This window comes from Parvibaculum sp., assembly GCF_049671045.1.
GTDB lineage: Bacteria > Pseudomonadota > Alphaproteobacteria > Parvibaculales > Parvibaculaceae > Parvibaculum.
This window is the reverse complement of sequence record NZ_JBATUH010000029.1, coordinates 34208-57820: the sequence shown is the minus strand read 5'-3', so window position 1 is coordinate 57820 and position 23613 is coordinate 34208. Positions and strand designations below refer to the sequence as shown.

General features: G+C 65.1%; 30 protein-coding genes. 10 read left to right on the top strand and 20 right to left on the bottom strand.

Translation table 11 applies throughout. From position 1 onward, the window contains the following. The first annotated feature begins 14 nt into the window (after positions 1-14). From WBG82_RS03855 to WBG82_RS03835, 5 genes are read left to right on the top strand one after another with little or no spacing between them, the layout of a single operon-like run. Positions 15-908 (top strand): S-methyl-5'-thioadenosine phosphorylase, encoded by an 894-nt coding sequence (locus WBG82_RS03855; protein ID WP_424421608.1) that lies wholly within the window; start codon positions 15-17, stop codon positions 906-908. 12 nt (positions 909-920) lie between these two features. After that, positions 921-1448, top strand: a complete 528-nt coding sequence (locus WBG82_RS03850; protein ID WP_324299322.1) for an adenine phosphoribosyltransferase — start codon at positions 921-923, stop codon at positions 1446-1448. A 9-nt stretch (positions 1449-1457) separates the two neighbouring features. Beyond that, complete coding sequence (locus WBG82_RS03845; protein WP_424421605.1) at positions 1458-3008, top strand: TerC family protein; 1551 nt, start codon at positions 1458-1460, stop codon at positions 3006-3008. 21 nt (positions 3009-3029) lie between these two features. Continuing rightward, entirely contained in the window at positions 3030-4127 is a 1098-nt protein-coding gene (gene mtnA, locus WBG82_RS03840; protein WP_424421602.1) for an S-methyl-5-thioribose-1-phosphate isomerase, read from the top strand. Beyond that, positions 4120-4767, top strand: a complete 648-nt coding sequence (locus WBG82_RS03835; protein ID WP_424421600.1) for a class II aldolase/adducin family protein — start codon at positions 4120-4122, stop codon at positions 4765-4767. Before mtnA ends, WBG82_RS03835 begins: the two co-directional genes overlap by 8 nt. Before the next feature lie 12 nt (positions 4768-4779). Here the strand turns inward: WBG82_RS03835 and WBG82_RS03830 are convergent, their stop codons facing one another. The 14 genes from WBG82_RS03830 to lgt all read right to left on the bottom strand — a co-directional run bounded on the left by WBG82_RS03830 (position 4780) and on the right by lgt (position 15675). After that, on the bottom strand, positions 4780-5268 hold the full coding sequence (locus tag WBG82_RS03830) for a glutathione peroxidase (protein WP_424421597.1): 489 nt from the start codon (positions 5266-5268) through the stop codon (positions 4780-4782). Positions 5269-5292: 24 nt separating this feature from the next. Then, a complete protein-coding gene (locus tag WBG82_RS03825; protein ID WP_424421595.1) occupies positions 5293-5715 on the bottom strand; it encodes an organic hydroperoxide resistance protein in 423 nt (140 codons plus the stop codon). Positions 5716-5818: 103 nt separating this feature from the next. Next, entirely contained in the window at positions 5819-6256 is a 438-nt protein-coding gene (locus WBG82_RS03820; protein WP_424421592.1) for a MarR family winged helix-turn-helix transcriptional regulator, read from the bottom strand. 150 nt (positions 6257-6406) lie between these two features. Beyond that, a complete protein-coding gene (locus WBG82_RS03815) occupies positions 6407-7084 on the bottom strand; it encodes a dienelactone hydrolase family protein (protein WP_424421590.1) in 678 nt (225 codons plus the stop codon). Positions 7085-7101: 17 nt separating this feature from the next. Next, positions 7102-7575, bottom strand: coding sequence for a MaoC family dehydratase (locus WBG82_RS03810; protein WP_424421588.1), 474 nt, complete (start codon positions 7573-7575; stop codon positions 7102-7104). Beyond that, the gene (locus WBG82_RS03805) at positions 7575-8042 is read right to left on the bottom strand and encodes a MaoC family dehydratase (protein ID WP_424421585.1); all 468 of its coding nucleotides are present in this window, start codon (positions 8040-8042) and stop codon (positions 7575-7577) included. The genes WBG82_RS03810 and WBG82_RS03805 overlap by 1 nt, the downstream gene beginning before the upstream one ends. Before the next feature lie 84 nt (positions 8043-8126). Next, positions 8127-9236, bottom strand: a complete 1110-nt coding sequence (gene ychF, locus WBG82_RS03800) for a redox-regulated ATPase YchF (protein WP_424421582.1) — start codon at positions 9234-9236, stop codon at positions 8127-8129. Between the two features lie 2 nt (positions 9237-9238). Further along, positions 9239-9880, bottom strand: coding sequence for an aminoacyl-tRNA hydrolase (gene pth, locus WBG82_RS03795; RefSeq protein WP_424421580.1), 642 nt, complete (start codon positions 9878-9880; stop codon positions 9239-9241). Between the two features lie 24 nt (positions 9881-9904). Then, entirely contained in the window at positions 9905-10570 is a 666-nt protein-coding gene (locus WBG82_RS03790) for a 50S ribosomal protein L25/general stress protein Ctc (protein WP_424421577.1), read from the bottom strand. Positions 10571-10746: 176 nt separating this feature from the next. Continuing rightward, the gene (locus tag WBG82_RS03785; protein WP_424421574.1) at positions 10747-11679 is read right to left on the bottom strand and encodes a ribose-phosphate pyrophosphokinase; all 933 of its coding nucleotides are present in this window, start codon (positions 11677-11679) and stop codon (positions 10747-10749) included. Positions 11680-11820: 141 nt separating this feature from the next. Next, positions 11821-12801 (bottom strand): hypothetical protein, encoded by a 981-nt coding sequence (locus WBG82_RS03780; RefSeq protein WP_424421571.1) that lies wholly within the window; start codon positions 12799-12801, stop codon positions 11821-11823. 85 nt (positions 12802-12886) lie between these two features. Continuing rightward, entirely contained in the window at positions 12887-13660 is a 774-nt protein-coding gene (gene pgeF, locus WBG82_RS03775; protein WP_424421568.1) for a peptidoglycan editing factor PgeF, read from the bottom strand. A 10-nt stretch (positions 13661-13670) separates the two neighbouring features. Beyond that, positions 13671-14774: a class I SAM-dependent methyltransferase gene (locus WBG82_RS03770; RefSeq protein WP_424421566.1), complete on the bottom strand. Its 1104-nt coding sequence runs from the start codon at positions 14772-14774 to the stop codon at positions 13671-13673. A gap of 1 nt (position 14775) precedes the next feature. Further along, positions 14776-15675 (bottom strand): prolipoprotein diacylglyceryl transferase, encoded by a 900-nt coding sequence (gene lgt / locus WBG82_RS03765; protein WP_424421563.1) that lies wholly within the window; start codon positions 15673-15675, stop codon positions 14776-14778. A gap of 146 nt (positions 15676-15821) precedes the next feature. Here lgt and WBG82_RS03760 point away from each other — a divergent pair, with 146 nt between their 5' ends. The 4 genes from WBG82_RS03760 to WBG82_RS03745 all read left to right on the top strand — a co-directional run bounded on the left by WBG82_RS03760 (position 15822) and on the right by WBG82_RS03745 (position 18392). Next, the gene (locus WBG82_RS03760; protein WP_424421560.1) at positions 15822-16136 is read left to right on the top strand and encodes an accessory factor UbiK family protein; all 315 of its coding nucleotides are present in this window, start codon (positions 15822-15824) and stop codon (positions 16134-16136) included. A gap of 180 nt (positions 16137-16316) precedes the next feature. Beyond that, positions 16317-16820: a YbjN domain-containing protein gene (locus tag WBG82_RS03755; protein WP_324299284.1), complete on the top strand. Its 504-nt coding sequence runs from the start codon at positions 16317-16319 to the stop codon at positions 16818-16820. 30 nt (positions 16821-16850) lie between these two features. Then, positions 16851-17678 (top strand): pyrroline-5-carboxylate reductase, encoded by an 828-nt coding sequence (proC, locus tag WBG82_RS03750; protein ID WP_424421556.1) that lies wholly within the window; start codon positions 16851-16853, stop codon positions 17676-17678. 108 nt (positions 17679-17786) lie between these two features. After that, complete coding sequence (locus tag WBG82_RS03745) at positions 17787-18392, top strand: TetR family transcriptional regulator (protein WP_424421553.1); 606 nt, start codon at positions 17787-17789, stop codon at positions 18390-18392. A 33-nt stretch (positions 18393-18425) separates the two neighbouring features. Here the strand turns inward: WBG82_RS03745 and WBG82_RS03740 are convergent, their stop codons facing one another. From WBG82_RS03740 to WBG82_RS03730, 3 genes are read right to left on the bottom strand one after another with little or no spacing between them, the layout of a single operon-like run. Beyond that, on the bottom strand, positions 18426-19751 hold the full coding sequence (locus WBG82_RS03740) for an ATP-binding protein (protein ID WP_424421550.1): 1326 nt from the start codon (positions 19749-19751) through the stop codon (positions 18426-18428). Between the two features lie 17 nt (positions 19752-19768). Next, positions 19769-20515, bottom strand: coding sequence for a response regulator (locus tag WBG82_RS03735; protein ID WP_424421548.1), 747 nt, complete (start codon positions 20513-20515; stop codon positions 19769-19771). After that, entirely contained in the window at positions 20512-21009 is a 498-nt protein-coding gene (locus tag WBG82_RS03730) for a MarR family winged helix-turn-helix transcriptional regulator (RefSeq protein WP_424421546.1), read from the bottom strand. Before WBG82_RS03730 ends, WBG82_RS03735 begins: the two co-directional genes overlap by 4 nt. A 256-nt stretch (positions 21010-21265) precedes the next feature. Here WBG82_RS03730 and WBG82_RS03725 point away from each other — a divergent pair, with 256 nt between their 5' ends. Then, positions 21266-22162 (top strand): branched-chain amino acid aminotransferase, encoded by an 897-nt coding sequence (locus WBG82_RS03725; protein ID WP_424421543.1) that lies wholly within the window; start codon positions 21266-21268, stop codon positions 22160-22162. Positions 22163-22211: 49 nt separating this feature from the next. Here the strand turns inward: WBG82_RS03725 and moaE are convergent, their stop codons facing one another. From moaE to pgsA, 3 genes are read right to left on the bottom strand one after another with little or no spacing between them, the layout of a single operon-like run. After that, the gene (gene moaE, locus WBG82_RS03720; RefSeq protein ID WP_424421541.1) at positions 22212-22670 is read right to left on the bottom strand and encodes a molybdopterin synthase catalytic subunit MoaE; all 459 of its coding nucleotides are present in this window, start codon (positions 22668-22670) and stop codon (positions 22212-22214) included. Between the two features lie 9 nt (positions 22671-22679). Next, the gene (gene moaD / locus WBG82_RS03715) at positions 22680-22934 is read right to left on the bottom strand and encodes a molybdopterin converting factor subunit 1 (protein ID WP_424421645.1); all 255 of its coding nucleotides are present in this window, start codon (positions 22932-22934) and stop codon (positions 22680-22682) included. After that, positions 22928-23536 (bottom strand): CDP-diacylglycerol--glycerol-3-phosphate 3-phosphatidyltransferase, encoded by a 609-nt coding sequence (gene pgsA / locus WBG82_RS03710; protein WP_424421539.1) that lies wholly within the window; start codon positions 23534-23536, stop codon positions 22928-22930. The genes moaD and pgsA overlap by 7 nt, the downstream gene beginning before the upstream one ends. Positions 23537-23613 lie beyond the last annotated feature (77 nt).

Genomic DNA, 23613 nt, shown 5'->3' with positions numbered 1-23613 from the left:
AGTGAGGACAGGCGATGGCGAAGACAGTTCTGGGCGTGATCGGCGGCAGCGGCGTCTATGAGCTTCCGGGCTTGCGGAACGAGCGGTGGGAGCGCGTTTCGACGCCCTGGGGCGAGCCGTCGGACGAGCTTCATTTCGGCGAATTGCCGACCGCGAACGGGCCGGTCGAGATGGTGTTTCTGCCCCGTCACGGGCGCGGCCACCCTCATTCGCCATCGAGCATCAACTACCGCGCCAATATCGACGCGCTCAAGCGCGTGGGCGTCACCGACATCATTTCGGTTTCGGCGGTCGGTTCGCTCAAGGAGGAATTGCCGCCGGGCACTTTCGTCATCGTCGATCAGTTCATCGACCGGACCTTCGCGCGCGAGAAGAGCTTTTTCGGCGAGGGCTTCGTCGCGCATGTCTCGATGGCCGAGCCCGTCTGCCCGCGCCTCGGCGACCATATCGAGGCAGCCTGCAAGGCCAATGACATCCGCTATTCACGCGGCGGCACATATCTCGTCATGGAGGGGCCGCAATTCTCGACGCTCGCGGAATCGAACCTCTACCGTTCCTGGGGGTGTTCCGTCATCGGCATGACCAACATGCCGGAGGCGAAGCTCGCGCGCGAGGCCGAGATCTGTTACGCGACCGTCGCCATGGTGACGGATTATGACTGCTGGCATCCGCATCACGCGCATGTCGAGGTTTCGGACGTGGTGCGCGTGCTGGAGGAAAATGCCGGCCATGCGCGGGCCGTCGTTCGCGCTGTCGCGGAGAGCTTCGGGCCGGAGCGCACGCCTTCGCCGCAGGGCTTCGACCGTGTGCTCGACACCGCGCTCATTACCGCGCCCGCCAGGCGCGACCCCGAACTCGTCAGGAAGCTCGATGCGGTCGCCGGCCGCGTGCTGCGCCCGGCAAGCTGAGGCTGGAGACTTATGGACGTCAAAGATTTCATCCGCACGATCCCCGACTACCCGAAGCCCGGAATCCTGTTCCGCGACATCACGACCTTGCTGGGTGACGCGGCTGGTTTCCGGCAGGCGGTTGACGCGCTGGTCGATCTTCACAAGGGCGCGAAGTTCGATCTCGTCGCGGGCATCGAGGCGCGTGGCTTCATTCTCGGCGGCGCCGTCGCCCATCAGCTCGAACTCGGTTTCGTGCCCGTCCGCAAGAAGGGCAAGCTGCCCTGGAAGACCATCGGCCAGGAATACGATCTCGAATACGGCACCGATACGGTGGAAATTCATTCGGATGCGGTAGGCGAGGGCGACCGCGTGCTGCTGATCGACGATCTCATCGCGACCGGCGGCACGGCGGAAGCAGCCGTCAAGCTCATTGCGCGCGCGGGCGGCAATGTCATGGCGGCGAGCTTCGTCATCGAGCTTCCGGAACTTGGCGGGCGTCAGCGGCTCGAGGCGTTCGATATCGAGGTGCTGTCGCTCTGCTCATTCGAGGGGCACTGAACACTCCCGATGGAATGGATTGCTGATCCGACGATCTGGCTGGGTCTCACCACTCTCGTCGTGCTCGAGATTGTCCTCGGTATCGACAATCTCGTCTTCATCGCGATCCTTGCGGACAAGCTGCCGCCGCATCAGCGCGACCGGGCGCGGCTGACCGGGCTCAGTCTCGCGCTCATCATGCGCCTCGGGCTCCTTGCCAGCATCTCATGGCTCGTGACGCTGACAGCCCCGCTCGTCACCGTGTACGGAGTAAGCGCCTCGGGCCGCGACCTCATCATGCTCGCGGGCGGCATGTTCCTGCTCACCAAGGCGACGAGGGAACTGCATGAGCGGCTGGAGCCGCCGCAGACGGACCGGAACGCGCCCAAGGTTCATGCGGGCTTCTGGATCATCGTCACCCAGATCATCATTCTCGATGCTGTCTTCTCGATCGACAGCGTCGTCACCGCCGTCGGCATGGTCGACAATCTGGCGGTCATGATGATCGCCGTCATCATCGCCATTCTGGTGATGATGCTCGCCTCCAAACCACTGACCACCTTCGTCAACGCGCATCCGACCGTCGTCGTGCTCTGCCTCGGCTTTCTGATGATGATCGGCTTCAGCCTGATCGCGGAAGGTTTCGGCTTCCACATTCCCAAGGGCTATCTCTACGCGGCCATCGGCTTTTCCATCCTCATCGAGGCGTTCAACCAATGGGCCAACCGGAACAGGGCGAAGCTCGCCGCCGCGCGGCCATTCCGCCAGCGCACGGCCGAAGCCGTTTTCCGCCTGCTCGGTGGCGAGATCGAGGAGGGCGAGGCGGGCCTTGCGGGCCCGGCGGCGGAGGTCGAGGGCGGCGGCTTCGGCGCCGAGGAACGCACAATGGTCAGCGGCGTTCTCATGCTCGGCGAACGGCAGGTGAGTTCCATCATGACGCCGCGGCCCGAAATCATCTGGATCTCGCTTGCCGACGATGCCGAGAAAACGCTCGCCACATTGCGCAACTCGTCGCATGGGCTCTATCCGGTCTGCCGCACCACGGTTGACGATCTCGTCGGCTATGCGAGGGCGAAGGATCTGATGGAGGACCTGCTGACGCAGGGCCGCGTCGATGAGGCGCGCAGCATCAGGGAGCCGCTCGTGGTGCATGAGGGGCTCGGCGTGCTGAAGCTCCTCGACATGTTCCGGCGCACGCGCGTCCAGCTCGCTTTCGTCACCGACGAATATGGCACCATCGAGGGGCTCGTGACCTCGACCGACATGCTGGAGGCGATCGCCGGCGAATTCCCCGACGAGGAGAGCGGCGTCCACTGGCTCACCGAGCTTGGCGAGGGGCATTGGCGCGTGGAGGGCTGGGCCGACATTCGCCATCTCGCAGTGGCCATCGGGCGCGATCTCGCCATGCAGGGCGATCATTATTCGACCATTGCGGGCTATGTGATGTGGTATCTCGGGCGCCTGCCGGAGCTTGGCGACCGGCTCGAACGCGACGGGCTTGCCTTCACGGTAACGAAGATGGAAGGTCATCGCATCGCGGAGATCGAAATAGAAGATCGTCCCGCCCAGGGCACGGACTGACAATCGCCAGGAGTTGGGCCCATGAAAATCAGCGGCGTTCACTATCGCACGATCCGGGTTGCGGATGACGGCTGGTCCATCGAGGTGATCGACCAGACGAAACTGCCGCATGAATTCGCCTTCGTTCGCCTTGTCTCGGCGGACGATGCCGCGCGCGCGATCAAGGACATGATCGTGCGCGGCGCGCCGCTCATCGGCGCGACGGCCGCCTATGGCCTCTGCCTCGCGCTGCGCGACGATGCTTCCGACGCCGCACTCCACGAAGCCAGCGCGATGCTCGCGGCGACGCGGCCGACCGCCGTCAATCTCAAATGGGCGCTCGATGAGATGGTGAAGGCGGTGATGCCGCATGTCGGCCGGGGCCGCGTCGAGGCTGCCTATGCGGCGGCGGCGAAAATCTGCGATGACGATGTCGAGATCTGCCGCCAGATCGGCATCACTGGCCTGAAGATCATTCGCGGCGTCGCGGAATCAAAACCCGGCCGGACGGTCAATGTGCTCACGCATTGCAATGCGGGCTGGCTTGCCTGCGTCGATTGGGGCACGGCGCTCGCGCCGATCTATATGGCGCATGACGCAGGCATCCCCGTTCATGTCTGGGTCGACGAGACGAGGCCGCGCAATCAGGGCGCCTCGCTGACGGCCTTCGAGCTTGGCGGTCATGGCGTTCCGCACACGATCATTCCGGACAATACGGGCGGGCATCTGATGCAGCACGGGCTTGTCGATCTCTGCATCGTCGGCACGGATCGGACGACGGCGACGGGCGATGTCGCGAACAAGATCGGCACCTATCTCAAGGCGCTCGCCGCGCAGGACAATGACGTTCCCTTCTATGTCGCGCTGCCTCACACCACGATCGACTGGACGCTCAGCGATGGCGTGCGCGAAATTCCGATCGAGCAGCGCAGCGCCCGCGAGGTCACGCATATGACGGGGCGGACAGAGAAGGGCGAGATCGTGACGGTCGAGATCTCCGCGCCGGGAAGCCTCGCCGCGAATTACGGCTTCGACGTGACGCCTGCGCGTTTCGTCACCGGGCTCATCACAGAGCGCGGTGTGGCGGCGGCGAGCCGCGAGGGACTGCTCTCGCTCTATCCGGAGCGGCGCGATGGCTGACGAGGCCTGGCTGCGCCAATGCGTGATCGATGCCGGGTTCGATCTGGCGCGCACGGGGCTTTCGCCGCAGAGATCGGGCAATGTTTCGGCGCGCTGCGGCGATGTCGTTCTCATCACGCCTTCGGGTGCTGCCTACGAGGATCTTCTGCCGGAAGACATCGTCGCGCTGAGGCTCGATGGAACCGTCGCTTCCGGCAGGCTGCAGCCCTCGAGCGAATGGCCGATGCATCTTGCGATCTATCGCGCGCGGGAGGATGTCGGCGCCATCGTCCATGCCCATTCCGACCATGCGGTGACGCTCGCCGTCATGAAGCGGGCGATCCCTGCCTTTCACTACATGGTGGCGGTCGCGGGCGGGAGCGACATTCGCTGCGCGCCCTATGCAACTTTCGGTTCGGAGGCGCTGGCCGCCCATGCGGTGGCCGCGCTCGACGGCAGGCGCGCCTGCCTTCTCGCCCATCACGGGCAGATCGCTATCGGTGCGACGGTGGAGGACGCGCTTCACCTTGCCCATGAGGTCGAGACGCTCGCCGGTCAATATTGGAGAGCGCTGCAGATCGGCGAGCCCGATCTTCTCGACGCCGACGAGATGGCCCGCGTCGTCGAGAAGTTCAGAACCTACGGAAAGCCGCTTTCCTGATCGCGGCCGCGATCACTCCGCCAGCAGCTTCTTCACGGCGGACTGGAATTTTGCCGAGTCCGGCGTCGTCGTGCTCGCGAACCATGTCCGGAGCTTGCCGTCGCGGCCGATGAGATATTTGTAGAAATTCCAGCGCGGCTTCGAGAGAAAGCCGCCCTGCTCGCCGATCCACTGGAAGAAGGGATGCGCGTCCTGCCCCTTCACACACACTTTCTCCGTGAGCGGAAAGTCGACGCCGAAATTCATCTCGCAGAAGGTCGCGATTTCCTCGGCATCGCCCGGCTCCTGATTGGCGAAGTCGTTGGACGGCACGCCGAGAACGACGAGCCCGTCCGCCTTGTGCTTCTGCCAGACGGCCTCGAGGCCCTTATATTGCGGCGTGAATCCGCATTTGGATGCCGTGTTCACGACGAGGATCGGGTGGCCGCGGAACCCGCTCAAGGGCAGGGGCTTTCCCTTGATGCTTCTGAACTCGAAATCGAAGGCAGTTCTGTCGCTCATGTGACCTCCCGCTCGATGGACATGTCAGAGAAGCACGAGCTTCACGTCGACATTGCCACGTGTCGCGTTGGAATAGGGGCAGACCTGATGGGCTTCGTCAACAAGGGCTTGCGCCGCCGCACGCTCGAGACCCGGCAGCGAAACTTCGAGCGTAACCGCGAGGGCGAAGCCCGCGCCCTTTTCGTTGGGGCCGATGCCGACATGGGCGGTGACGGCTGAATCGGCGGGAACCTTCACTTTCCTCTGGCCGGCGATCAGCTTGAGAGCGCTGTGGTAGCAGGCCGAATAGCCCGCGGCGAAAAGCTGTTCGGGATTAGTGCCGGCGCCGCCCGTGCCGCCGAGTTCCTTGACGGTGTCGAGGGTGACGGCGAGCCGTCCATCGGATGACTTCGCCTGTCCGGTCCGCCCGCCTGAGGAGGTCGCGACGGCTTCATAAAGGATCTTCATGGGTAATCTCCCTTGTCTCGTTGGTTCCGCCTAATACATAGCGAGCAATTAGATTGTACACAATATAAAATACGGAATTTTTCGAGCAACGGGATTGCGCAGATCAGGCCGCGAGATGCGCCCGCAATTTCTCGAGCTTTCTCTTGGTGTCGGCCAGTTCGTCGAGGGAGAGGCCCGTAGCGCAGATGGCCTTGCCGGGGATGTCGGCCGCCTTCCTTTTCAGCGCCCGGCCTTCCGGCGTCAGACCGATCAGGACCTGGCGCTCGTCCGCTTCGTTGCGCGCGCGCCGGATGAGCCCGGCGGCTTCGAGGCGCTTCAGCAGCGGGGTCAGCGTGCCTGAATCGAGGAAGAGCCGTTCGCCAAGCGCGCCGACCGTGACCCCATCCTCCTCCCAGAGCGCCATCATGGCGAGATATTGGGGGTAGGTGAGGCCGATCTTTGCGAGGAGGGGTTTGTAGAGCTTCGTCATCTGCAATGACGCCGAGTAGAGCGCGAAGCAGAGCTGGTTTTCCAGAAGCAGCGGATCGGCGGGTTTTTTCATCGGCGGCACTCGCTTGTGGCACCGATCAATATGACCCGAATTCACGATGGCGCAATGGAATTGCGTCATCGAAAGCGAAGGTGCCATCCCGGTTTTCCGGAACGGCACCAGCAATTCGACCGGTCGGGCGGGCGGAGGCCCGGCCTCGCGTCACACGCTCTCGAAAAGCTCGAGCGTCCGCTTCAGCGCGAGTTCGGCCGCCGCCTTGTCGTAGTTGTTGCGGCGATCGGAGTTGAAGCCGTGGTCGGCGTCATAGACATAGGAGGGCACTTCGGGGTGCGCCTTCTTGATCCGCTCGACCACATCCATGGGGATCGAATGATCCTTCTCGCCGAAATGATTGATGGTCGGGCATTTTGGCGTTTCGTCGAGGAAGTCCTTGATCGCGCCGCCATAGTAGCAGGCGGCGGCATCGAGGCCCTCCACGCGGCAGGCGGCGACCCATGTGACCGTGCCGCCATAGCAATAGCCGGTGATGTAGACCTTCTCGCAGCCATCGGCGCGGAGCTTGTCCACGCACATCTGAACGTCCATGACGGTGTTCTCGATCGGGTTCTTCGCCCGGTAGTCGATCGACTTCTGGATGTCTTCCTGTGCGTAGGTCGCCTGGAAGTCCTTCACCTGCCGGTCGTAGAGCTGGGGCGAGAGCACGTCATAGCCCCTTGCCGCATAGCCGTCGCAAAGGTCCTTGATATGCGCCGTGACGCCGAAGATCTCCATGATGAGGACGAGGCCGCCCTTGCGCTTTCCCTCGGCCTTGACGTGGTAGCAGAGAATATCGGCGCCATCTCCGCTTTTCAGCGTGATCGACTTTCCTTTCCGCGACATCGCATCTCCTCCCTGTCTTATGTCCTGCGCTGGACCAGACCCTGCCCGATAAAGCTCAGAACGAGTTCGCCATTCTGGTTCACGCCTTCGTTTCGGCTTCGGATGATGCCCCAGTTCGGCCGCGAGCGCAGTTCGATCTTTTCGATGACCGTCGTCGAATAGGAGATCGTGTCCCCCGGCCGCACGGGCGTGGGCCATTTGAGGTCGAGAAAGCCGGGGGAGGGGCCGGCCGCCGGCTCGGACGATGCCTCGTCCCCGGCTGCGGCGCGCTCGCCAAGGCGCGTGCGCACCATGAGCTTCATCCATGTGGCGGCAGTGTGCCAGCCGCTGGCGACGAGGCCGCCAAAGGGCCCCGCCTTCGCCGCTTCCGGGTCGATGTGAAAGGGCTGCGGATCGTATTTCGTGGCGAAGCGGACGATCTCCTCCTCGGAGAAGGTGTAGGAGCCAAGCTCCGTCCGTGTGCCGATCTCGACGTCCTCGAACCAGGGCATCAGGCTTCCACCTCCGCGCCGGGATGGCGGCGGCCATACATGGCCCAGCCGGCCATGGTCATGACCGTCTCGCGCTTCTGATTGAGCACTTCATAGGAAAAGCGCGTCAGCCCCATTTCAGGGCGGCTCTTCGAGACGCGGCGCTCGACGCAGGTGCGCCGCACGGAAAGCACGTCGTCGACATAGACCGGCTTTGTCCAGCGCACTTCATCGACGCCGGGCGCGCCGAGAGATGCGCTGTCGAGAATGAAGTTGTCGCACAGCATCCGCATCAGCATGGAGCAGCTATGCCATCCGCTGGCGCAGAGCCCGCCAAGGATCGACTGCTTCGCCGCTTCCTCGTCGAGATGAAAGGGCTGCGGATCGAACTCGCCGGCGAATTCGAGGATCTCCTCGCGGGTCACATGCTTAGATCCGAATTCGATCGTTTCGCCGACCCTGAAATCTTCCCAGTAATATCGGGGCATCTACTCACCTCGCAGGCCGTCATCGCCGGGCAGGAGCCGGGAACGACCAGGCGGAAAACCGTTCAAATCGGACGTCCCGCCGCCTCAATTCGCAAACCGGAAGTGCATGACGTCGCCATCCTGCACCACATAATCCTTGCCTTCGAGGCGCATCTTGCCTGCATCCTTCGCGCCCTGTTCGCCGCCCAGAGCGATGTAGTCGTCATAGGCGATCGTCTCGGCACGGATGAAGCCCTTCTCGAAGTCGGTATGGATGACGCCCGCGGCCTGCGGCGCGCGCGTGCCTCGCGTGATCGTCCAGGCGCGTGTCTCCTTCGGGCCCACGGTGAAGTAGGTGATGAGGCGAAGGAGCTTGTATCCGGCATGGATGAGGCGGTTGAGACCGGGCTCGTCGAGGCCAAGCGTTTCCAGATATTCGGTGCGTTCCTCGGGCGGAAGCTGGGCGATCTCCTCCTCGATGCGGGCGGAGATGACGACGCTTTCCGCGCCTTCGGCGGCGGCGCGTTCCTCGACCGACTTCGAGAAGCTGTTTCCAGTCGCGGCCGAGCCCTCGTCCACATTGCAGACATAGAGAACGGGCTTCGAGGTGAGAAGGTTCAGCGCCTTCCATGCCTTCTCATCGTCCTCGGAGATTTTCCCCTGAGAGGTGGCGATGCGTGCGGGCTTGCCTTCGCGCAGCAGTTCGAGCGCGATGTTCATGAGGTCGAGTTGCTGGCGCGCTTCCTTGTCCCCGCCCTTCGCCTTCTTCTCGAGCGGCACGACGCGCTTTTCGAGGCTTTCGAGATCGGCGAGCATGAGTTCCGTCTCGACCGTCTCTGCGTCCGCGATCGGATCGATGCGGTTTGCGACATGCACGATGTCGCCGTCCTCAAAGCAGCGCAGCACATAGGCGATGGCGTCCACCTCGCGGATATTGGCGAGGAACTGGTTGCCGAGCCCTTCGCCCTTGGAGGCACCTTTGACGAGGCCGGCAATGTCGACGAAGGTGAGCCGCGTCGGGATGATTTCCTTGCTCTTTGCGGCAGCGGAAAGATTTTCAAGACGCGGGTCGGGCACCGCCACCTCGCCCACATTGGGCTCGATGGTGCAGAAGGGATAGTTCGCGGCCTGCGCCGCCGCCGTCTGGGTCAGCGCGTTGAAGAGGGTCGACTTGCCGACATTCGGCAATCCGACGATGCCGCACTTGAAACCCATGACTAGCTATCTCCGTTTTCTCGACCGTCCGCAGGCCTGTTCTCCCGCGACGGCTGTTTCTTCTCTTTGGGCGGCTCGGGATTGAGAGCCAGATGCACGCGATTGGCGAAGCTGTTGAAGCGGCCTTCCGCAAGAAGCGGCGCCTCGCTCGCGATCGTGTCGATCAGCGGTTCGACCCACTTCATCTCCGCCTTGCTGAAATCGCCGAGCACGGCGCCGAGCACGCGCTCCTTCGATCCCGGATGGCCGATGCCGAGGCGCACACGGCGGAAATTCTCGCCAATATGAGCCGTGATCGAGCGGATGCCATTGTGTCCGCCATGTCCGCCGCCGGTCTTGATCCTGACCTTGCCGGGCGGCAGGTCGAGTTCGTCATGGAAGACGACGACGTCCTGCGGCGTCAGCTTGTAGAAGCGCATGGCCTCGCCGACGGAGCGGCCGGATTCGTTCATATAGGTCATCGGCTTCAGCACGATGACCTTCTCGCCGCTCAGCACGCCCTCGGATACGAGGCCCTGAAAGCGCTGGCGCTCGGGCGAAAAGGAATGGCGGTGGATGATCGCATCCACCGCCATGAAGCCGATATTGTGCCGGTTGAAGGCATATTTCGAGCCGGGATTGCCGAGGCCGACGATGATCAGCATCGAGCTTGTCCCGGCCTGACCGGATTACTTCTTGCCGCCAGCGGCGGGCGCCTTTGCGCCTGCGGCAGGAGCAGCGGCAGCGGCAGCGGCTTCGGCGGGAGCGGCCTGCTCTGCCGACAGCACCGCGGCCGGGGCCGCGATCGTCGCGACCGTGAAGTCGCGGTCGCTGATGGTCGGCTTCACGCCTTCGGGGAGCTTCACGGACGAGATATGGATCGACGAGCCCATCTCGTAGCCGGTGAGGTCCACCGTGATGAGTTCCGGAATGGCTTCTGCCGGGCAGGCGAGTTCGATCTCATGGCGGACGACGTTGAGCACGCCGCCGGCCTTGAGGCCCGGCGAGGCTTCGTGGTTGATGAACTGCACCGGCACGTCGACGGTGATGATCGCGTTCTTGGCGAGACGCAGGAAGTCGACATGGATGAGGAAGTCGCGGACAGGCTCGCGCTGCACGTCGCGCGGAATGACGCGCTCCTTGCGGCCTTCGACGTCGATTTCGATGAGCTGGCTCGTCAGGGTGCCCGTCTGATAGAGGGCATTGAGATCCTTGTAGTTCACGGAAATCAGCTCGGGGGCTTTCTTGTCGCCGTAGATCACGGCGGGGACGCGGCCTGCGAGACGGAGCGAACGGACAGCCCCCTTGCTGCCCTTCGGACGCGCCTCGGCCTTGAGAGTCAGTTTCTCGGCCATGGCATTGATTCTCCAATAAAAACGGCCCTTGGGACGATCCCGTAGGGCCCGGATGCGGCGTTTCCTCCAGGGGTGTGGACGCCGACGGGGCGGTTTATAGCGCCGGAAAGGGCAAAACTCAACCCGGCGCGAGGTCGGGCGAGGGGCAGAAATACGGGCCCGAAGGCCCTGCCGGATCAGTCGAAAAGGCTCGAGACCGAGCGTTCCTCGGCCGTGCGGCGCATGGCTTCGCCGATGAGTGGGGCGATGGTCACGGTGCGGATGTTGTGGGCGACGCGGATCGCCTCCGTCGCCTGGATCGAATCCGTGATGACCAGTTCCTTGAGCCGCGAGGCGGAGACGCGGGCGACCGCGCCGCCGGAGAGAACGCCATGGGTCACATATGCGGAGACGCTGGTCGCGCCCTTGTTCAGCAGCGCCTCGGCGGCATTGCAGAGCGTGCCCGCCGAATCGACGATGTCATCGACCAGAATGCAGGAGCGGCCCTTCACATCGCCGATGATGTTCATGACTTCAGATTCGCCGGCGCGCTCGCGGCGCTTGTCGACGATGGCGAGATCGGCATTGATGCGCTTGGCGATGGCGCGGGCGCGGACGACGCCGCCGACATCCGGCGAGACGACCATCAGGTCTTCGCCATTGTATTGCTGCTGGATGTCGCGCGTGAGGACGGGCGCGGCAAAGAGATTGTCGGTCGGGATGTCGAAAAAGCCCTGAATCTGCCCGGCATGGAGATCGAGCGTCAGAACGCGGTTGACGCCCGCCGTGGTGAGAAGATTTGCGACGAGCTTTGCCGAGATGGGCGAGCGGGGTCCGGGTTTGCGGTCCTGCCGCGCATAGCCGAAATAGGGCAGCACCGCCGTGATGCGGCGCGCGGAGGCGCGCTTCAGCGCATCGACGATGATGAGCAGTTCCATCAGGTGGTCGTTCGCTGGATAGGAGGTCGACTGGATCACGAAAACGTCCTGGCCGCGGACATTTTCCTGAACCTCGACAAAGACCTCCATGTCGGCAAAGCGCCGGACGACGGATTTCGTGAGGGGAAGGTTGAGATAGGCGGCTATGGCCTCGGCGAGGGCGCGATTGGAGTTGCCTGCGACGAGTTTCATAGTCTCAAATCCCTCTGGTACCGCACGGATTGTGACGCCCGCGCGACGGCGCGAGCGGGTTGTAACAAGGCGTTTCGTGCCTGTAAACAGGCGCCCGGACGGGGGCGGGCGATATGTCCGGTGTTCCGGCCGCGATTTCGCTCAGCTTCTGCCGCCCTCCCGGCCGCCCGGTGGAAGGACGACGGCAAGAACCCCCTCCGCCGCTGTTTCGGCGGCTTCATCCGCGATTCTGCCCCAGCGTGCGGCGATGCTTTCCGGCGAAAGCAGCTTCGACTGGGTGATTTCGCCGATCGGCCTGCCGTCCCCGGATGCGACGAGCCAGTCGATGCGAACCGCCGTCCGGCCCGCCTCAGCCGTGGCGATGGCAACCTTGCCGTGCAGCCGGTAGCAGCCGCAGCCCCGGTCCGCTTCCGGGGCGCGGCGGGCAAGGGCGCCGGCCAGCGCTTTCGTCAGCGCCTCCGCCCCGTCGCCGGGGGCGGGGTCGACGGCAATGTCGAAACTGAGCTTCGGGCCCGGCCCCTCCTGCCGCGCAATGCTGCCGGTGCTGAGCGCGTCCGCGCCGCGATGGTCCGTGGCGGCGGCGTCCGCGAAGATCGGCCGCGCCAGCGCCTCGTCGGCGGCAAAGTCGATCGAGGCGGGCGACCGCCAGAGGGCGAGCCTCGTCGCCAGTCTCGCGGCAAGACGCTCTATGTCATCGTCGGTGAGCATGCTCGCGCCGTCGCGTTCAAATCTTCCGTCTTCGACGATCCGGTGGAGGCGCGCGCCATGCGCATCCCTGAGGTCGAGCACGGCAACCGCATAAAGGCCGTGGGGAAGGGCGGCCGCATCGAGCACGCCCGCGATCTCGGCCGCGGGCCATGCGCCGGATCGGCGGCGCAGAAGCTCGCCAAGGAGCAGGGCCCTGTCGGCACCCGCTTCGCCCAGCGCGGCGATTCGCACCTTCGCGCCCGTCTCGCTCGCCGCTTTGCTCGCCCGTGGGGCCTCGCTTGTCTGGAGGGCGTCGTTCGCCTGCGATGCGGGCGCGGTCGCGGTCGCCTCCGCGCAGCCCGCAAGCACGAGAACGGCAATGGCCGCGGCGAGGCCGCCGGGCCTTCGCGTTCTTGCCGATCTCGGTTTCGTCATGGGCATGAGCGCCGCCCCGGAGAGAAGTGAGCGATTCGCATGACACAAGGGTATCACGCGCCGCATGTTCCGGGGGCGGTTCGTCTCAGGCGTCGGGCCGGAGCGCGATGGCTGAAATCTGCCGGCCGTAGTCGCTCTCGCCGCGGTGCGTGGTGCGGCGATAGGAGAAGAAGCGCTTTTCGTCCGCGTAAGTGCAAAGGCCGAGCGTCGCAACCGCGCCGACGCCGGCCTCTTCGAGCCGCGCCGCGACGAAGGCGGGAAGGTCGAACATGAAATGGCCTTCGCGCGAGGAGGGGATGAACCAGCGCTCATTGGCGCGGGCGGCCTCGATGAAGCGCTCGCGGAATTCGGGCCCGACCTCATAGGCGTCGCGCGAGATGCAGGGGCCGATGGCGGCGACGATCCGCGAGCGGCGCGCGCCAAGCCCCGACATGGCCTCGACCGTGGCCTCGATGACGCCGGTGAGGGCGCCCTTCCAGCCCGCATGGGCCGCGCCGATGACGCGCGCCGTTTCATCGGCAAAGAGGATGGGGGCACAATCGGCGGTGAGAATGCCGAGCGCGATCGAAGGTTCGTCCGTCACCATCGCATCGGCCTGCGGCGCGCTTCCGTGCTCCCAGAGCGAGGTGACGCGGATCACGCTCGCGCTATGCACCTGATAGACGGTGAGGAGGCTTTCAGGCTCGCTGCCGAGGGCGCGCGCCACGCGGGCGCGATTTTCCCGGACGGCGCCCGGATCGTCATTCGATCCGTAGCCGCAATTCAGCGTCGCATAGATGCCGGTCGAGATGCCGCCCTCGCGCGTGAAGAAGCCGTGTCTCACATGAGGCAGAACGTCGAGGGGCTTTGCGGTGAGCATGTGTCGTTCCTCAATGAGGCTCCCGGGGTTCGGGAAAACCGGCGGGCGAGGGAGCGTCAGTCGGTGTGAGCGCAAGCACCTTGAAGAGGCTGCCCATCTCTTCGCTCGCGGTCAACCGGCGAAGCGCGCTGTCGATGTCATGGGCCTGTTTCGGCGTCGCGCGGGATTTCAGCGCGGCCGCCCGCGCCTCGATGCCGAGCGCCTTCAGGAAGGCGCCCTGCTCGACAGGGCCATGCGCGGCGGCGCCGCCGCGCCTTGCTGCATGGGCAAGTTCCTCGAAATCGACATGAGCGGTGATGTCGGCTTCGCCAGGCGCCTCGAAGGGATCGGCGAAACGGTGTGCGCGGAGCGCCTGCAGCGTGTCGCCCGGCGCGCTCCGCGCATGGCCGTAGTCGATGACGAGGGCCGCGCCGCCAGGCGCCGCGATGCGGGCGGCGATCGCCTCGGCGATGGCGGTGGAGGCGGACGAGATTTCGGCGATGCTTCCCGCCGGCGCAGCGCGCATGGCGGGCGGCAGCACGGCATCGGATGCGAGCGGCACGGGCGCAAGCACGGGCATGAAGGCGGGGGCGTCGCCGTCTCCTTCGCGCAAGGCGACATGGCGTTCGCACCAGCCCTGCTCGGTGCGGATGAATTGCGAGATCGGAAGCGCGTCGAAGAATTCGTTGGCGATGAGGAAGAGGGGCCCCGGCGGCACGCCCTCGAAACGCTCATGCCATGTCGCATGGGGCAGGCGCGCGGCCTGCTCGGCCCTGAGCGCAGGGCTCGTCTCGACGAGATGAAGGCGCGCGGCATCGAGAATGCCGGGGACGGAGCGAAGCGCGCGCAGCGCATCCGCCATCAGCGTACCGCGCCCCGGCCCGAGCTCGCAAAGGATGAAGGGAGAGGGGCGGCCCTGCGCGAACCATGTGTCGGCGATCCAGAGGCCGAGAAGTTCGCCGAACATCTGGCTCACTTCCGGCGCGGTGATGAAATCGCCCCGCGCGCCCAGCGGGTCGCGCGTCATGTAGTAGCCGTGCTCGGGATGGCCGAGCGCCAGCGCCATGTAATGGGAAAGCGGCAGCGGGCCCGTCGTGCGGATCAGACGGGCGAGGTGCTCGGCAAGAGGCGTCATCCTATTTTGGCCCGGAGGCGGTCGCGGAAGGTTTTGCCGAGCGCGGCGTCGTCCATCCGGCGAGCATGGGCGCCTTCCAGACGATGAGCGCGCCCGCAAGGATCATCGGGATCGAAAGCACCATGCCCATGGTGAGCCAGTCGCCATGGAGATAGCCGAGCTGCGCGTCGGGCTCGCGGAAGAATTCGACGAAGACACGGCAGAGGCCATATCCCGCGATGAAGGCGCCGAAGATCGTGCCGGGGCGCTTCAGCGCGTCGAGGCGATGCGTGAGCAGGCGGAGGATGAGGAAGAGCACAATGCCTTCGAGCGCGGCTTCGTAGAGCTGGCTCGGATGGCGCGGCATAGCGCCTGCCGGACAGATGCCGCGATTGGCGGCGGCGATCATGTCGTTGCAGAAGACGACGCCCCAGGAAAGATCGGTGGCGCGGCCCCAGAGCTCGGCATTGATGAAATTGGCGATGCGGCCGAAGAAGAGGCCGATGGGGGCGGCGGCGCTGGCAAGGTCCATGAGCGCGAGCGGCGCTATGCCGTGCCGTCGCGCGAAGATGAAAAGCGCCACGAGCACGCCGAAGGCGCCGCCGTGAAAGCTCATGCCGCCATGCCAGACGGTGAGGATCTGGCCCGGATGCGCGAGGTAGTAGTCGAAATTGTAGAAGAGGACATAGCCGAGCCGCCCGCCGACGATGACGCCGAGCGCCGCCCAGAGAAGCGCGTCGTCGATCTCGAGCCTGGCGACGGGCGCGGGCCCCGCCCAGAGACGCGGCGTGTCCACGGCGGCGAGGATGTAGCGCCAGCCGAGCACGAGCCCTGCGATATAGGCCAGCGCATACCAGCGTATGGCCACGGGCCCGAGATGGATCAGAACCGGATCAATGTCGGGAAAGGGGATGCCGGTCATGTGGCCTCGTCTTCGCGGGAATGCCCGCGCCAGTGTCGCCGCCTCGCACCTTGTGTCAAGACGCAGGCCGGAGAGAGACAAATCGCCCCGTTCGATTTTTTGCCCCGGGCGGGGTAATGTCGCGCCTTAGGTGCAAGGAGAGCCAAATGACCCAGACGCAAAACCGTGTTCTCGACGAGATCGCCCGGCTGTTCACCAATGCCGCCGGCGCCGCGCAGGGCGTGCGTCAGGAAGTCGAGACGCTCATCCGCTCGCAGGCGGAGCGGCTCGTCGCCGATCTCGATCTCGTCGCGCGCGAGGATTTCGAGGCGGTGCGCGACATGGCCCGGCTCGCCCGCGAGGAGAACGAGGCGCTGAAGCTCCGCATCGAGGCGCTCGAGGCCCAACTCGCCCGCAAGCCGCGCGGGCAGGGCGCGGCGCGGACGGCCGAGCCGGCGGACGGCGCGAATGACGGCGAATAACGCCTGAAAGGCCCGTTACAGGCCGAATAATCCCCAGTTTTTCGCGCCCGGCGCACCCTCAAGGGTTGCGCCGACTCAACACATGCGTCACGTTCAGGTGGTGGGACGAGGAAGCTGGACCCACAATATATTGATAACGGGTTCTGGCATGCCCTTGCGGCCGCCGATTTGGGGTACAGAATGACCGCTTCCCTCGTTGAAGCAGACGAGTTCGACGCAAATCCCCTGGATTTGCTCGAACAGGTGGCTTCGATCCGGGACTGGATCTTCGAGCGCAGCCATGAGGACGAACTGACGATCTGCGTTGCCGGCGAGTGGCGCGATCATCACATCTCGCTCAACTGGCGCAACGATCTCTCGGGCCTGCATGTGGCCTCCACGCTCGACATCCGCGTGCCGGCGGAGAAGCGCCCCCAGATAAGGCATCTGCTGAGCCTCATCAACGAGCAGCTCTGGTCGGGCCATTTCGATCTCTGGTCGGAGGAAGGCGCGCTTCTCTATCGTAACAGCCTGCTCCTTTGCGGCGGCGCCACGGCGACGCCCGAGCAATGCGAGGCGCTGCTCAGGCTGGCGGTCGAGGCGTGCGAGCGCTATTACCCGGCGATCCAGTTCGTCCTCTGGGCGGGCAAGAGCGCCGAGGACGCGATCGCGGCGGCGATGTTCGAGACGCGGGGCAGAGCCTGAGCCTCATTTTGCAGTGATACGGTTTCCAGCATGACGATAGTTCTGCAACGACCGCTCGTTCTTGTCGGCGCCGGCAAGATGGGCGGCGCCCTGCTTTCGGGCTGGCTCGCACAGGGGCTTGCGCCCCGGCAGGTCTTCGTGCGCGATCCGGCGCCTTCGCCGGAGATCGCGCGGCTGATCGCCGAGCGCGGCATCCCGCTCAATTTTTCCATCGCCGACATCGCGGCGCGCAAGCCAGCCGTGGTCGTGCTCGCCATCAAGCCGCAGTCCATGGCCGCCGTGCTGCCGGAGCTTGGCGCGCTCGTTTCGCCCGACACGCTTTTCATCTCGATCGCGGCCGGGACGAGCCTTCTGCGGCTCGAGGAGCTTCTCGGCGGCGGGCTCCACGCCGTTCGCGCCATGCCGAACACGCCCGCTTCCGTTTCGCGCGGCATCACGGTCGCCTGCGCCAATGCGCGTGTGACCGCCGAGCAGCGCGAGCAGGCGGCGAGCCTTCTCGGCGCCGTGGGCGAGGTGGGCTGGGTCGAGAGCGAGCCGCTCATCGACGCGGTGACGGCGATTTCAGGCTCGGGCCCTGCCTATGTGTTCCACCTTGCCGAATGTCTGGCTGCGGCAGGCGAGGCGCTTGGCCTCGACCCGGAGCTTTCGGCCCGTCTTGCGCGCGCGACCGTTTCCGGCGCCGGGGAAATGCTCTACCGGCTCGACGAGACGCCCGCCACGCTTCGCAAGAACGTGACCTCGCCCGGCGGAACGACGGCAGCGGCGCTCGACATCCTCATGGGCGAAGGTGGGCTTTCGCAGCTTCTGCGGCGGGCCACGGCGGCGGCGCGCGATCGCTCGCGCGAGCTCGGCCAGTAGGCCCCTGGCGCTTAGGTCTTGTCGCGGCCGCGTGGCCGCTCGTCGCGCTCCGGCGCTGGTGGCGCATTCCGGCGTGAGCGCCTATGTTCTCCGGCGGGAGAGCAGGACATGGCACGCAAAAAGACCCCCGAGGACAAGATCATCGACGCGGCGCTGAAGCTTGCCGCGAGCCGCGGCTGGCACGAGCTTGCGCTTGCCCACATTGCCGAGGCGGCGAAGGTGAGCCTGCCGGAGCTGGCGCAGCTTTTCCCGACCAAGGCAGCGATCCTTGCCGCCTGGTCGCGGCGCGTCGACGCGCAGGTGCTGGCGGCGGCCGAGGCCGAAGACCTCTCCGGAGAGGCGGCGCGCGACCGGCTCTTCGATGTGCTGATGCTGCGCTTCGATGCGCTGGCGCCGCAGAAGCCCGCGCTCAGAAAGATTGCGCGCGATCTTGCCCGCGATCCGGTGGCAGCCGCCGCGCTGCTGCGCCCGGCGCTGCAATCGCTGGGCTGGATGCTCGAGGCGGCCGGCATCGATGCTTCGGGATTGCGCGGCGCCTTGCGCGTGCGCGGCCTTGCGCTCGTCTGGGCGGCGGCCTTCCGCGTCTGGCTCGAGGATGGCGAGGATCAGGCGAAGACCATGGCCGAACTCGACCGGCGCTTGCGGCAGGGCGAAGATCTCATCGCGGCCATGTCGCGTTTCGGCCGCGCCCGCGAGGACGGGCAGGCCGCCTAGGCCGTCTTCTCACTTATCTTCACACTGGCCTCTTCATACCGGCACGTGAACGACGGCGCGCAGGCCGCCCATCGGGCTTCTTGCAAGCTGGATGTCGCCGCCATGGCCGCGCGCTATGTCGCGCGCAATGGCAAGCCCGAGCCCCGTTCCGCCTTCGTCGAGATTGCGGGCCTCGTCGAGGCGGTAGAAGGGACGGAAAACTTCCTCCAGCTGATCTTCAGGAATTCCCGCGCCGTCGTCATCGACCACGATGTCGATGTCGTCGCCATCGCGCACGGCTGTCACCCAGACATGCGCCGCATATTTGCAGGCATTGTCGACGATGTTGGTGAGGCAGCGCTTGAAGGCGTTGCGCCGGAGCGGAAGCGTGAGATCGCCATGCGTTTCGAGCCTGACCTCGCGGCCCCGGCGCTGCGCGTCGTACTGGATCTCGTTGAGGAGGTCCGAGAGATCGGCGATTTCCGTTTCCTCGCGCTGATGGTCGCGGACGTAATCGAGGTAATCCTCGAGCATCCGTTCCATCTCGCGCACATCGGCTTTCAGTTCCTCGGTCTCGGGCGTATCGCCGAGTAGCGCGAGTTGCAGCTTGAAGCGTGTGAGCGGCGTGCGCAGATCGTGGCTCACGCCGGCGAGCATGGCGGTGCGCTGCTCGATCTGGCGCTGAATGCGCTCACGCATCTGGATGAAGGCGATGGCGGCGCGGCGCACTTCGGATGCGCCTTGCGGGCGGAAGGCCGGAACGTCGCGTCCGGTGCCGAAGCTTTCGGCCGCTTCCGCCAGCCGCTCGATCGGCCTGATCTGGTTGCGGAGGAAGAGAATGGCGACGGTGATGAGCACGAGCGAGGCGCCGACCATCCAGACGATGAAGATGTGCGAGTTGGCGGCATAGACATGGCTCCGCAGCGCCAGCACGCGCATGACGCCGCCATTATAGGCAACGCGCAGATCGACATAGTCGCTGTAGCGCTGTGTATCGATCCAGAAGGGGCGGTTGATCTGGCTACGGATCTCGTCCGATAGCGAATGATCGAGCAGGCCGCGATTGCTCGAGGGCGTGTCCGGCAGGTTTTCGCCGGGGAGAAATGCCACCGACATCGACAGGAACGTGTTGGCGCGCATGGCGATCTCGGCGGCCTGCTCGGGCGTCTGGTTCCTTTCATATTCGGCGAGAACCAGCGCCATGTCGGCAACAGTGTTCTGCGAGAGGCGCTCCGTCACCATCTGCCAGTGGCGATCCATAAAGACATAGGTGACGACGGCCTGGAGGATCACCATCGGCGCGACGATGATGATGAGCGATCGCCAGTAGAGGCCGGTCGGCAGAAAGCGCTTGATCATCTGGAAGGGGCGGAACGCCATGAATTTTCTGGCCTCGATCAGTCCGGCATCAGCACATAGCCTTCGCCGCGCACCGTCTGAAGGTAGCTCGGATTGCGGGGGTCGGCTTCGATCTTGCGCCGCAGCCGGTTGATCTGAACGTCGATGGAGCGCTCCGCCGCCTCGTTGTCGCAAAGATCGAGGCGGGAAAGAGGTTGGCCCGGATGCGCGGCGAAGATGCGCAGAAGCTGCACTTCGCGCGTCGTGAGGCGGACGATCTCGTCGCCGCGCCGAAGCTCGCCGCGCGCCGGATCGAAGCGGCATTCGCCGAGCGAGATTTCGTCGGCCTTGCTTCCTGGCGTCATGGCGCGGCGGAGAATGGTGCCGATGCGCAGCAGAAGCTCGCGTGGCTCGAAGGGCTTGGCGAGATAGTCGTCGGCGCCGTGCTCGAGCCCTTCGATGCGCTCGCTCGTCTCGCCCCGCGCGGTCAGCATCAGGATCGGCACGCTCGACGAGCGCCGGAGCGAGGCCGTGAGTTCGAGCCCGCTCTCGCCCGGCATCATGACGTCGAGCACGAGCAGGTCGAAGGCGAGGCCGGCGAGTTTCGCGCGCGCCTCGGCGGCGTTTTCCGCCGTCGTCACCCGGTAGCCATTATCCGCGAGATAGCGCTTCAGAAGCTCGCGGATGCGCCGGTCATCGTCGACGACGAGAATATGCGGCGCGTCCTCGGCGGGCGGAGCGCCAGGGGGCCTTTCCTTTTGCGGCTGCGCGCCGGGGGAAGCGGGGTTCACCGCGCTTTCACTCATTTCCGATCCTTCGTGCCTTCGGGCAATGCGTCCTTGGCGATGACGTGCTCGACCTCGGGCCGGTGTTCCTCGTCGAGAAGCGCGAGCAGCACGTCGCGCCATGCGCGCTCGGCGTTCGGGCCGGCGGCCGCGAAGGCGCGCCGCACGCGCCTGTGCTGTGGCTCCAGCAGACGCCGCCAGAGATCGAGCCCGGCGGCGGTGAGATAGAGCCGGCGCTGACGGCGATCCTTCTCGCCCGTCTTCTGCTCGATGAAGCCGCGCTCGATCAGCTGGCGCAGCACGCGGGCGAGGCTCTGCTTGGTGATGAGCAGAATGCTCAGCAGCTCGGCGACCGTAATGCCGGGGTTGCGTCCGACGAAGTGGACGACGCGGTGGTGCGCGCGGCCGAACTCATAAGATGTGAGGATCACGTCGGGGTCGCTCACGAAGTCGCGATAGCCGAAGAAAAGGAGTTCGATCGCCTCCATGATCGGCTCGTCGGCGTCGGGAAGCACGGCTTTCCGCGGCTCCGGCGGGGCGGAGGGGTGCTCTTTTCCAATAATTCTGGTCTTGCTCATAAATTTATGTCAGCCATGTTGACATATTTTTTCCGACCATGTTAGTGTTTTTCTACCGCCAAGAGATCAGACAGAACGTGGCCGGTCGAATCTTACGAATTCTATCTGTTTTCGCGGGGCCCCATCGGGGGCAAAGTGGCCAGCCAGACAGCTTTTAATCACCGAACGTAGGCGGCGGAACAGGAACACGCACATGGCAGACATTCCTTTCGACAAACGCGACGGCTTTATCTGGTTCAACGGGGAACTCGTTCCCTGGGCCGATGCCAAGGTGCACGTACTGACCCACGGCCTTCACTATGCAAGCTGCGTCTTCGAGGGCTGCCGGGCCTATAATGGCAAGATTTTCAAGCTGCGCGAACATTCCGAACGGCTCATCAATTCGGCCGAGGTCATGGGCTTCAAGATCCCATATTCGGTCGAGGAAATCGACGAGGCGTGCCGCACCGCGCTGAAGGCGCAGAACCTCGTCGACGGCTATGTGCGCCCGGTCGCCTGGCGCGGCAGCGAGGCGATGGGCGTCTCGGCGCAGAAGAACAAGATCAATTTCGCGGTCGCGGCCTGGGAATGGCCTTCCTATTTCGACCCCGAGCAGCGCAAGAAGGGCATCCGCCTCGACATCGCGAAGTACAAGCGTCCCTCGCCGGAGACGGCGCCCTCTCATGCGAAGGCCGCCGGCCTCTACATGATCTGCACCATCTCCAAGCATGCCGCCGAGAATAACGGCTATGCCGACGCGATGATGCTCGACTATCGCGGCTATGTGGCCGAGGCGACGGGCGCCAACATCTTCTTCATCAAGGACGGCGTCATCCATACGCCGACCCCGGACTGTTTCCTCAACGGCATCACGCGCCAGACCGTGATCGAGCTTGCGAAGCGGCGTGGCATCGAGGTCGTCGAGCGCCACATTTCGCCGGAGGAGCTTTCCTCCTTCAGCGAATGCTTCATCACCGGCTCCGCCGCGGAAGTCACGCCGGTGGGCGAGATCGGACCTCACCGCTTCACGCCGGGCAAGATCACCTCGACGCTTTTCGAGGATTATACGGCTGAAGTGCGCGGCGGCGCGCCGGTTGCGGCCCGCGCCTGAGCGCAAGGCTCGAGGCTCGAGAAATCTGAAACGAGGCGGCTGGGGAAACTCAGCCGTCTTTTTCGTCCCATTTCGCCGCCGCCGCATCGTCGCTGGCGCGGGCCTCGACCCAGCGGGCGCCTTCGGGGCCGCCTTCGCGTTTCCAGAGCGGGGCGCGGGTCTTCAGATAGTCCATCAGGAATTCCGCCGCCCTGAAGGCGTCCTCCCGATGCGCGGAGGCGGTGATCACGAGCACGATATTGTCGCCCGGCTCGAGCTTGCCGACGCGATGGATGATCAGGCTCGCCTGAAGGCGCCAGCGCGCATTTGCCTCCGCCTCGATGCGCGCAAGCTCGCGCTCAGTCATGCCCGGATAGTGCTCAAGCTCCATGGAGGAGACGGAGGCGCCGCCCGTCACGTCGCGCACGAGGCCCGTGAAGCTCACAACCGCGCCGATATCGGTGCGGCCGCGCAGGAGGCGGGCCATTTCCGCTCCGATGTCGAAATCCTCGGTCTGTACCCGGATCATGGGGTTCTCTCAGCCGCCGGTCACCGGCGGAAAGAAGGCGATTTCCTCGGCACGCTCGATGCTCGCATCGAACTCGACATGAGCCTGATCGACGGCGACGCGGATGAGGTCCAGATTTTCAAACGCCGCCTCATAGCCGGGTCCGCGCGTCCTCAGCCAGGCAATGAGGGCGGCGACATCGCCGAGCCCGCCTGGAAGGGCGATCTCTTCCTCCGGGGTGCCGACCTTCTGGCGCACCCAGGCGAAGTAGAGAATTTTCACGATTTTCCGTCCTGCCCGGCGGCTCCGCGCGGATCGGCTGTCTTGACCGGTCCGGTCAGATGGCCGATGCCCGCCTTGAAATAGTCATAGCCCGTATAGAGCGTCAGGATCGCCGCCGCCCAGAGAAGGGCGATGCCCGTTTCGGTGATGCCGGAGATGAGCTTGTCGCCCGCCGGCCCCGCGAGAAGGAAGCCGATGGCGATCATCTGGATCGCGGTCTTCCACTTCGCAAGCTGCGACACGGGCACGCTTACGCGCACTTCCGCCAGAAATTCGCGCAGGCCCGAAACGAGAATCTCGCGGCAGAGAATGACGAGCGCCGCCCAGAGCGACCAGCCGGCGATGGTGCCCGCCCGTGTGAGCACGAGCAGAACGGCCGCGACGAGCAATTTGTCGGCGATCGGGTCGAGCATGCGCCCGAGGTTCGACTGCTGCGCCCATGCGCGCGCGAGATAGCCGTCGAAGAAATCGGTGATGCCCGCCAGCACGAAGATCGCCAGCGCCAACCAGCGCGCGGCGTCGCCGTCGAAATAGAAACAGGCGACGACGGCCGGCACCATCACGATGCGGGCATAAGTCAGCAGATTGGGCAGGCTGGTGGACATTCGCGCCTCTTCCCGGCAGGGGATTCTCCTTGTCGTGGCAGCATAGCAAAGCTGCGCGCTATGTCAGCCGCGGGGAG

Excerpts from the sequence above, each read along its gene's own strand:
- WBG82_RS03835 (WP_424421600.1), top strand. The coding sequence starts at position 4,120 with ATGGCTGACGAGGCCTGGCTGCGCCAATGCGTGATCGATGCCGGGTTC.
- WBG82_RS03805 (WP_424421585.1), bottom strand. The coding sequence starts at position 8,042 with ATGCCCCGATATTACTGGGAAGATTTCAGGGTCGGCGAAACGATCGAA.
- WBG82_RS03850 (WP_324299322.1), top strand. The coding sequence starts at position 921 with ATGGACGTCAAAGATTTCATCCGCACGATCCCCGACTACCCGAAGCCC.
- WBG82_RS03820 (WP_424421592.1), bottom strand. The coding sequence starts at position 6,256 with ATGAAAAAACCCGCCGATCCGCTGCTTCTGGAAAACCAGCTCTGCTTC.
- WBG82_RS03745 (WP_424421553.1), top strand. The coding sequence starts at position 17,787 with ATGGCACGCAAAAAGACCCCCGAGGACAAGATCATCGACGCGGCGCTG.
- WBG82_RS03760 (WP_424421560.1), top strand. The coding sequence starts at position 15,822 with ATGACCCAGACGCAAAACCGTGTTCTCGACGAGATCGCCCGGCTGTTC.
- WBG82_RS03780 (WP_424421571.1), bottom strand. The coding sequence starts at position 12,801 with ATGACGAAACCGAGATCGGCAAGAACGCGAAGGCCCGGCGGCCTCGCC.
- ychF (WP_424421582.1), bottom strand. The coding sequence starts at position 9,236 with ATGGGTTTCAAGTGCGGCATCGTCGGATTGCCGAATGTCGGCAAGTCG.
- WBG82_RS03735 (WP_424421548.1), bottom strand. The coding sequence starts at position 20,515 with ATGAGTGAAAGCGCGGTGAACCCCGCTTCCCCCGGCGCGCAGCCGCAA.
- WBG82_RS03770 (WP_424421566.1), bottom strand. The coding sequence starts at position 14,774 with ATGACGCCTCTTGCCGAGCACCTCGCCCGTCTGATCCGCACGACGGGC.
- WBG82_RS03855 (WP_424421608.1), top strand. The coding sequence starts at position 15 with ATGGCGAAGACAGTTCTGGGCGTGATCGGCGGCAGCGGCGTCTATGAG.
- moaE (WP_424421541.1), bottom strand. The coding sequence starts at position 22,670 with ATGATCCGGGTACAGACCGAGGATTTCGACATCGGAGCGGAAATGGCC.
- WBG82_RS03845 (WP_424421605.1), top strand. The coding sequence starts at position 1,458 with ATGGAATGGATTGCTGATCCGACGATCTGGCTGGGTCTCACCACTCTC.
- proC (WP_424421556.1), top strand. The coding sequence starts at position 16,851 with ATGACGATAGTTCTGCAACGACCGCTCGTTCTTGTCGGCGCCGGCAAG.
- WBG82_RS03755 (WP_324299284.1), top strand. The coding sequence starts at position 16,317 with ATGACCGCTTCCCTCGTTGAAGCAGACGAGTTCGACGCAAATCCCCTG.
- WBG82_RS03725 (WP_424421543.1), top strand. The coding sequence starts at position 21,266 with ATGGCAGACATTCCTTTCGACAAACGCGACGGCTTTATCTGGTTCAAC.
- WBG82_RS03740 (WP_424421550.1), bottom strand. The coding sequence starts at position 19,751 with ATGGCGTTCCGCCCCTTCCAGATGATCAAGCGCTTTCTGCCGACCGGC.
- mtnA (WP_424421602.1), top strand. The coding sequence starts at position 3,030 with ATGAAAATCAGCGGCGTTCACTATCGCACGATCCGGGTTGCGGATGAC.
- lgt (WP_424421563.1), bottom strand. The coding sequence starts at position 15,675 with ATGACCGGCATCCCCTTTCCCGACATTGATCCGGTTCTGATCCATCTC.
- WBG82_RS03810 (WP_424421588.1), bottom strand. The coding sequence starts at position 7,575 with ATGCCCTGGTTCGAGGACGTCGAGATCGGCACACGGACGGAGCTTGGC.
- pgsA (WP_424421539.1), bottom strand. The coding sequence starts at position 23,536 with ATGTCCACCAGCCTGCCCAATCTGCTGACTTATGCCCGCATCGTGATG.
- WBG82_RS03785 (WP_424421574.1), bottom strand. The coding sequence starts at position 11,679 with ATGAAACTCGTCGCAGGCAACTCCAATCGCGCCCTCGCCGAGGCCATA.
- WBG82_RS03825 (WP_424421595.1), bottom strand. The coding sequence starts at position 5,715 with ATGAAGATCCTTTATGAAGCCGTCGCGACCTCCTCAGGCGGGCGGACC.
- WBG82_RS03815 (WP_424421590.1), bottom strand. The coding sequence starts at position 7,084 with ATGTCGCGGAAAGGAAAGTCGATCACGCTGAAAAGCGGAGATGGCGCC.
- pth (WP_424421580.1), bottom strand. The coding sequence starts at position 9,880 with ATGCTGATCATCGTCGGCCTCGGCAATCCCGGCTCGAAATATGCCTTC.
- WBG82_RS03830 (WP_424421597.1), bottom strand. The coding sequence starts at position 5,268 with ATGAGCGACAGAACTGCCTTCGATTTCGAGTTCAGAAGCATCAAGGGA.
- pgeF (WP_424421568.1), bottom strand. The coding sequence starts at position 13,660 with ATGCTCACCGCAAAGCCCCTCGACGTTCTGCCTCATGTGAGACACGGC.
- WBG82_RS03790 (WP_424421577.1), bottom strand. The coding sequence starts at position 10,570 with ATGGCCGAGAAACTGACTCTCAAGGCCGAGGCGCGTCCGAAGGGCAGC.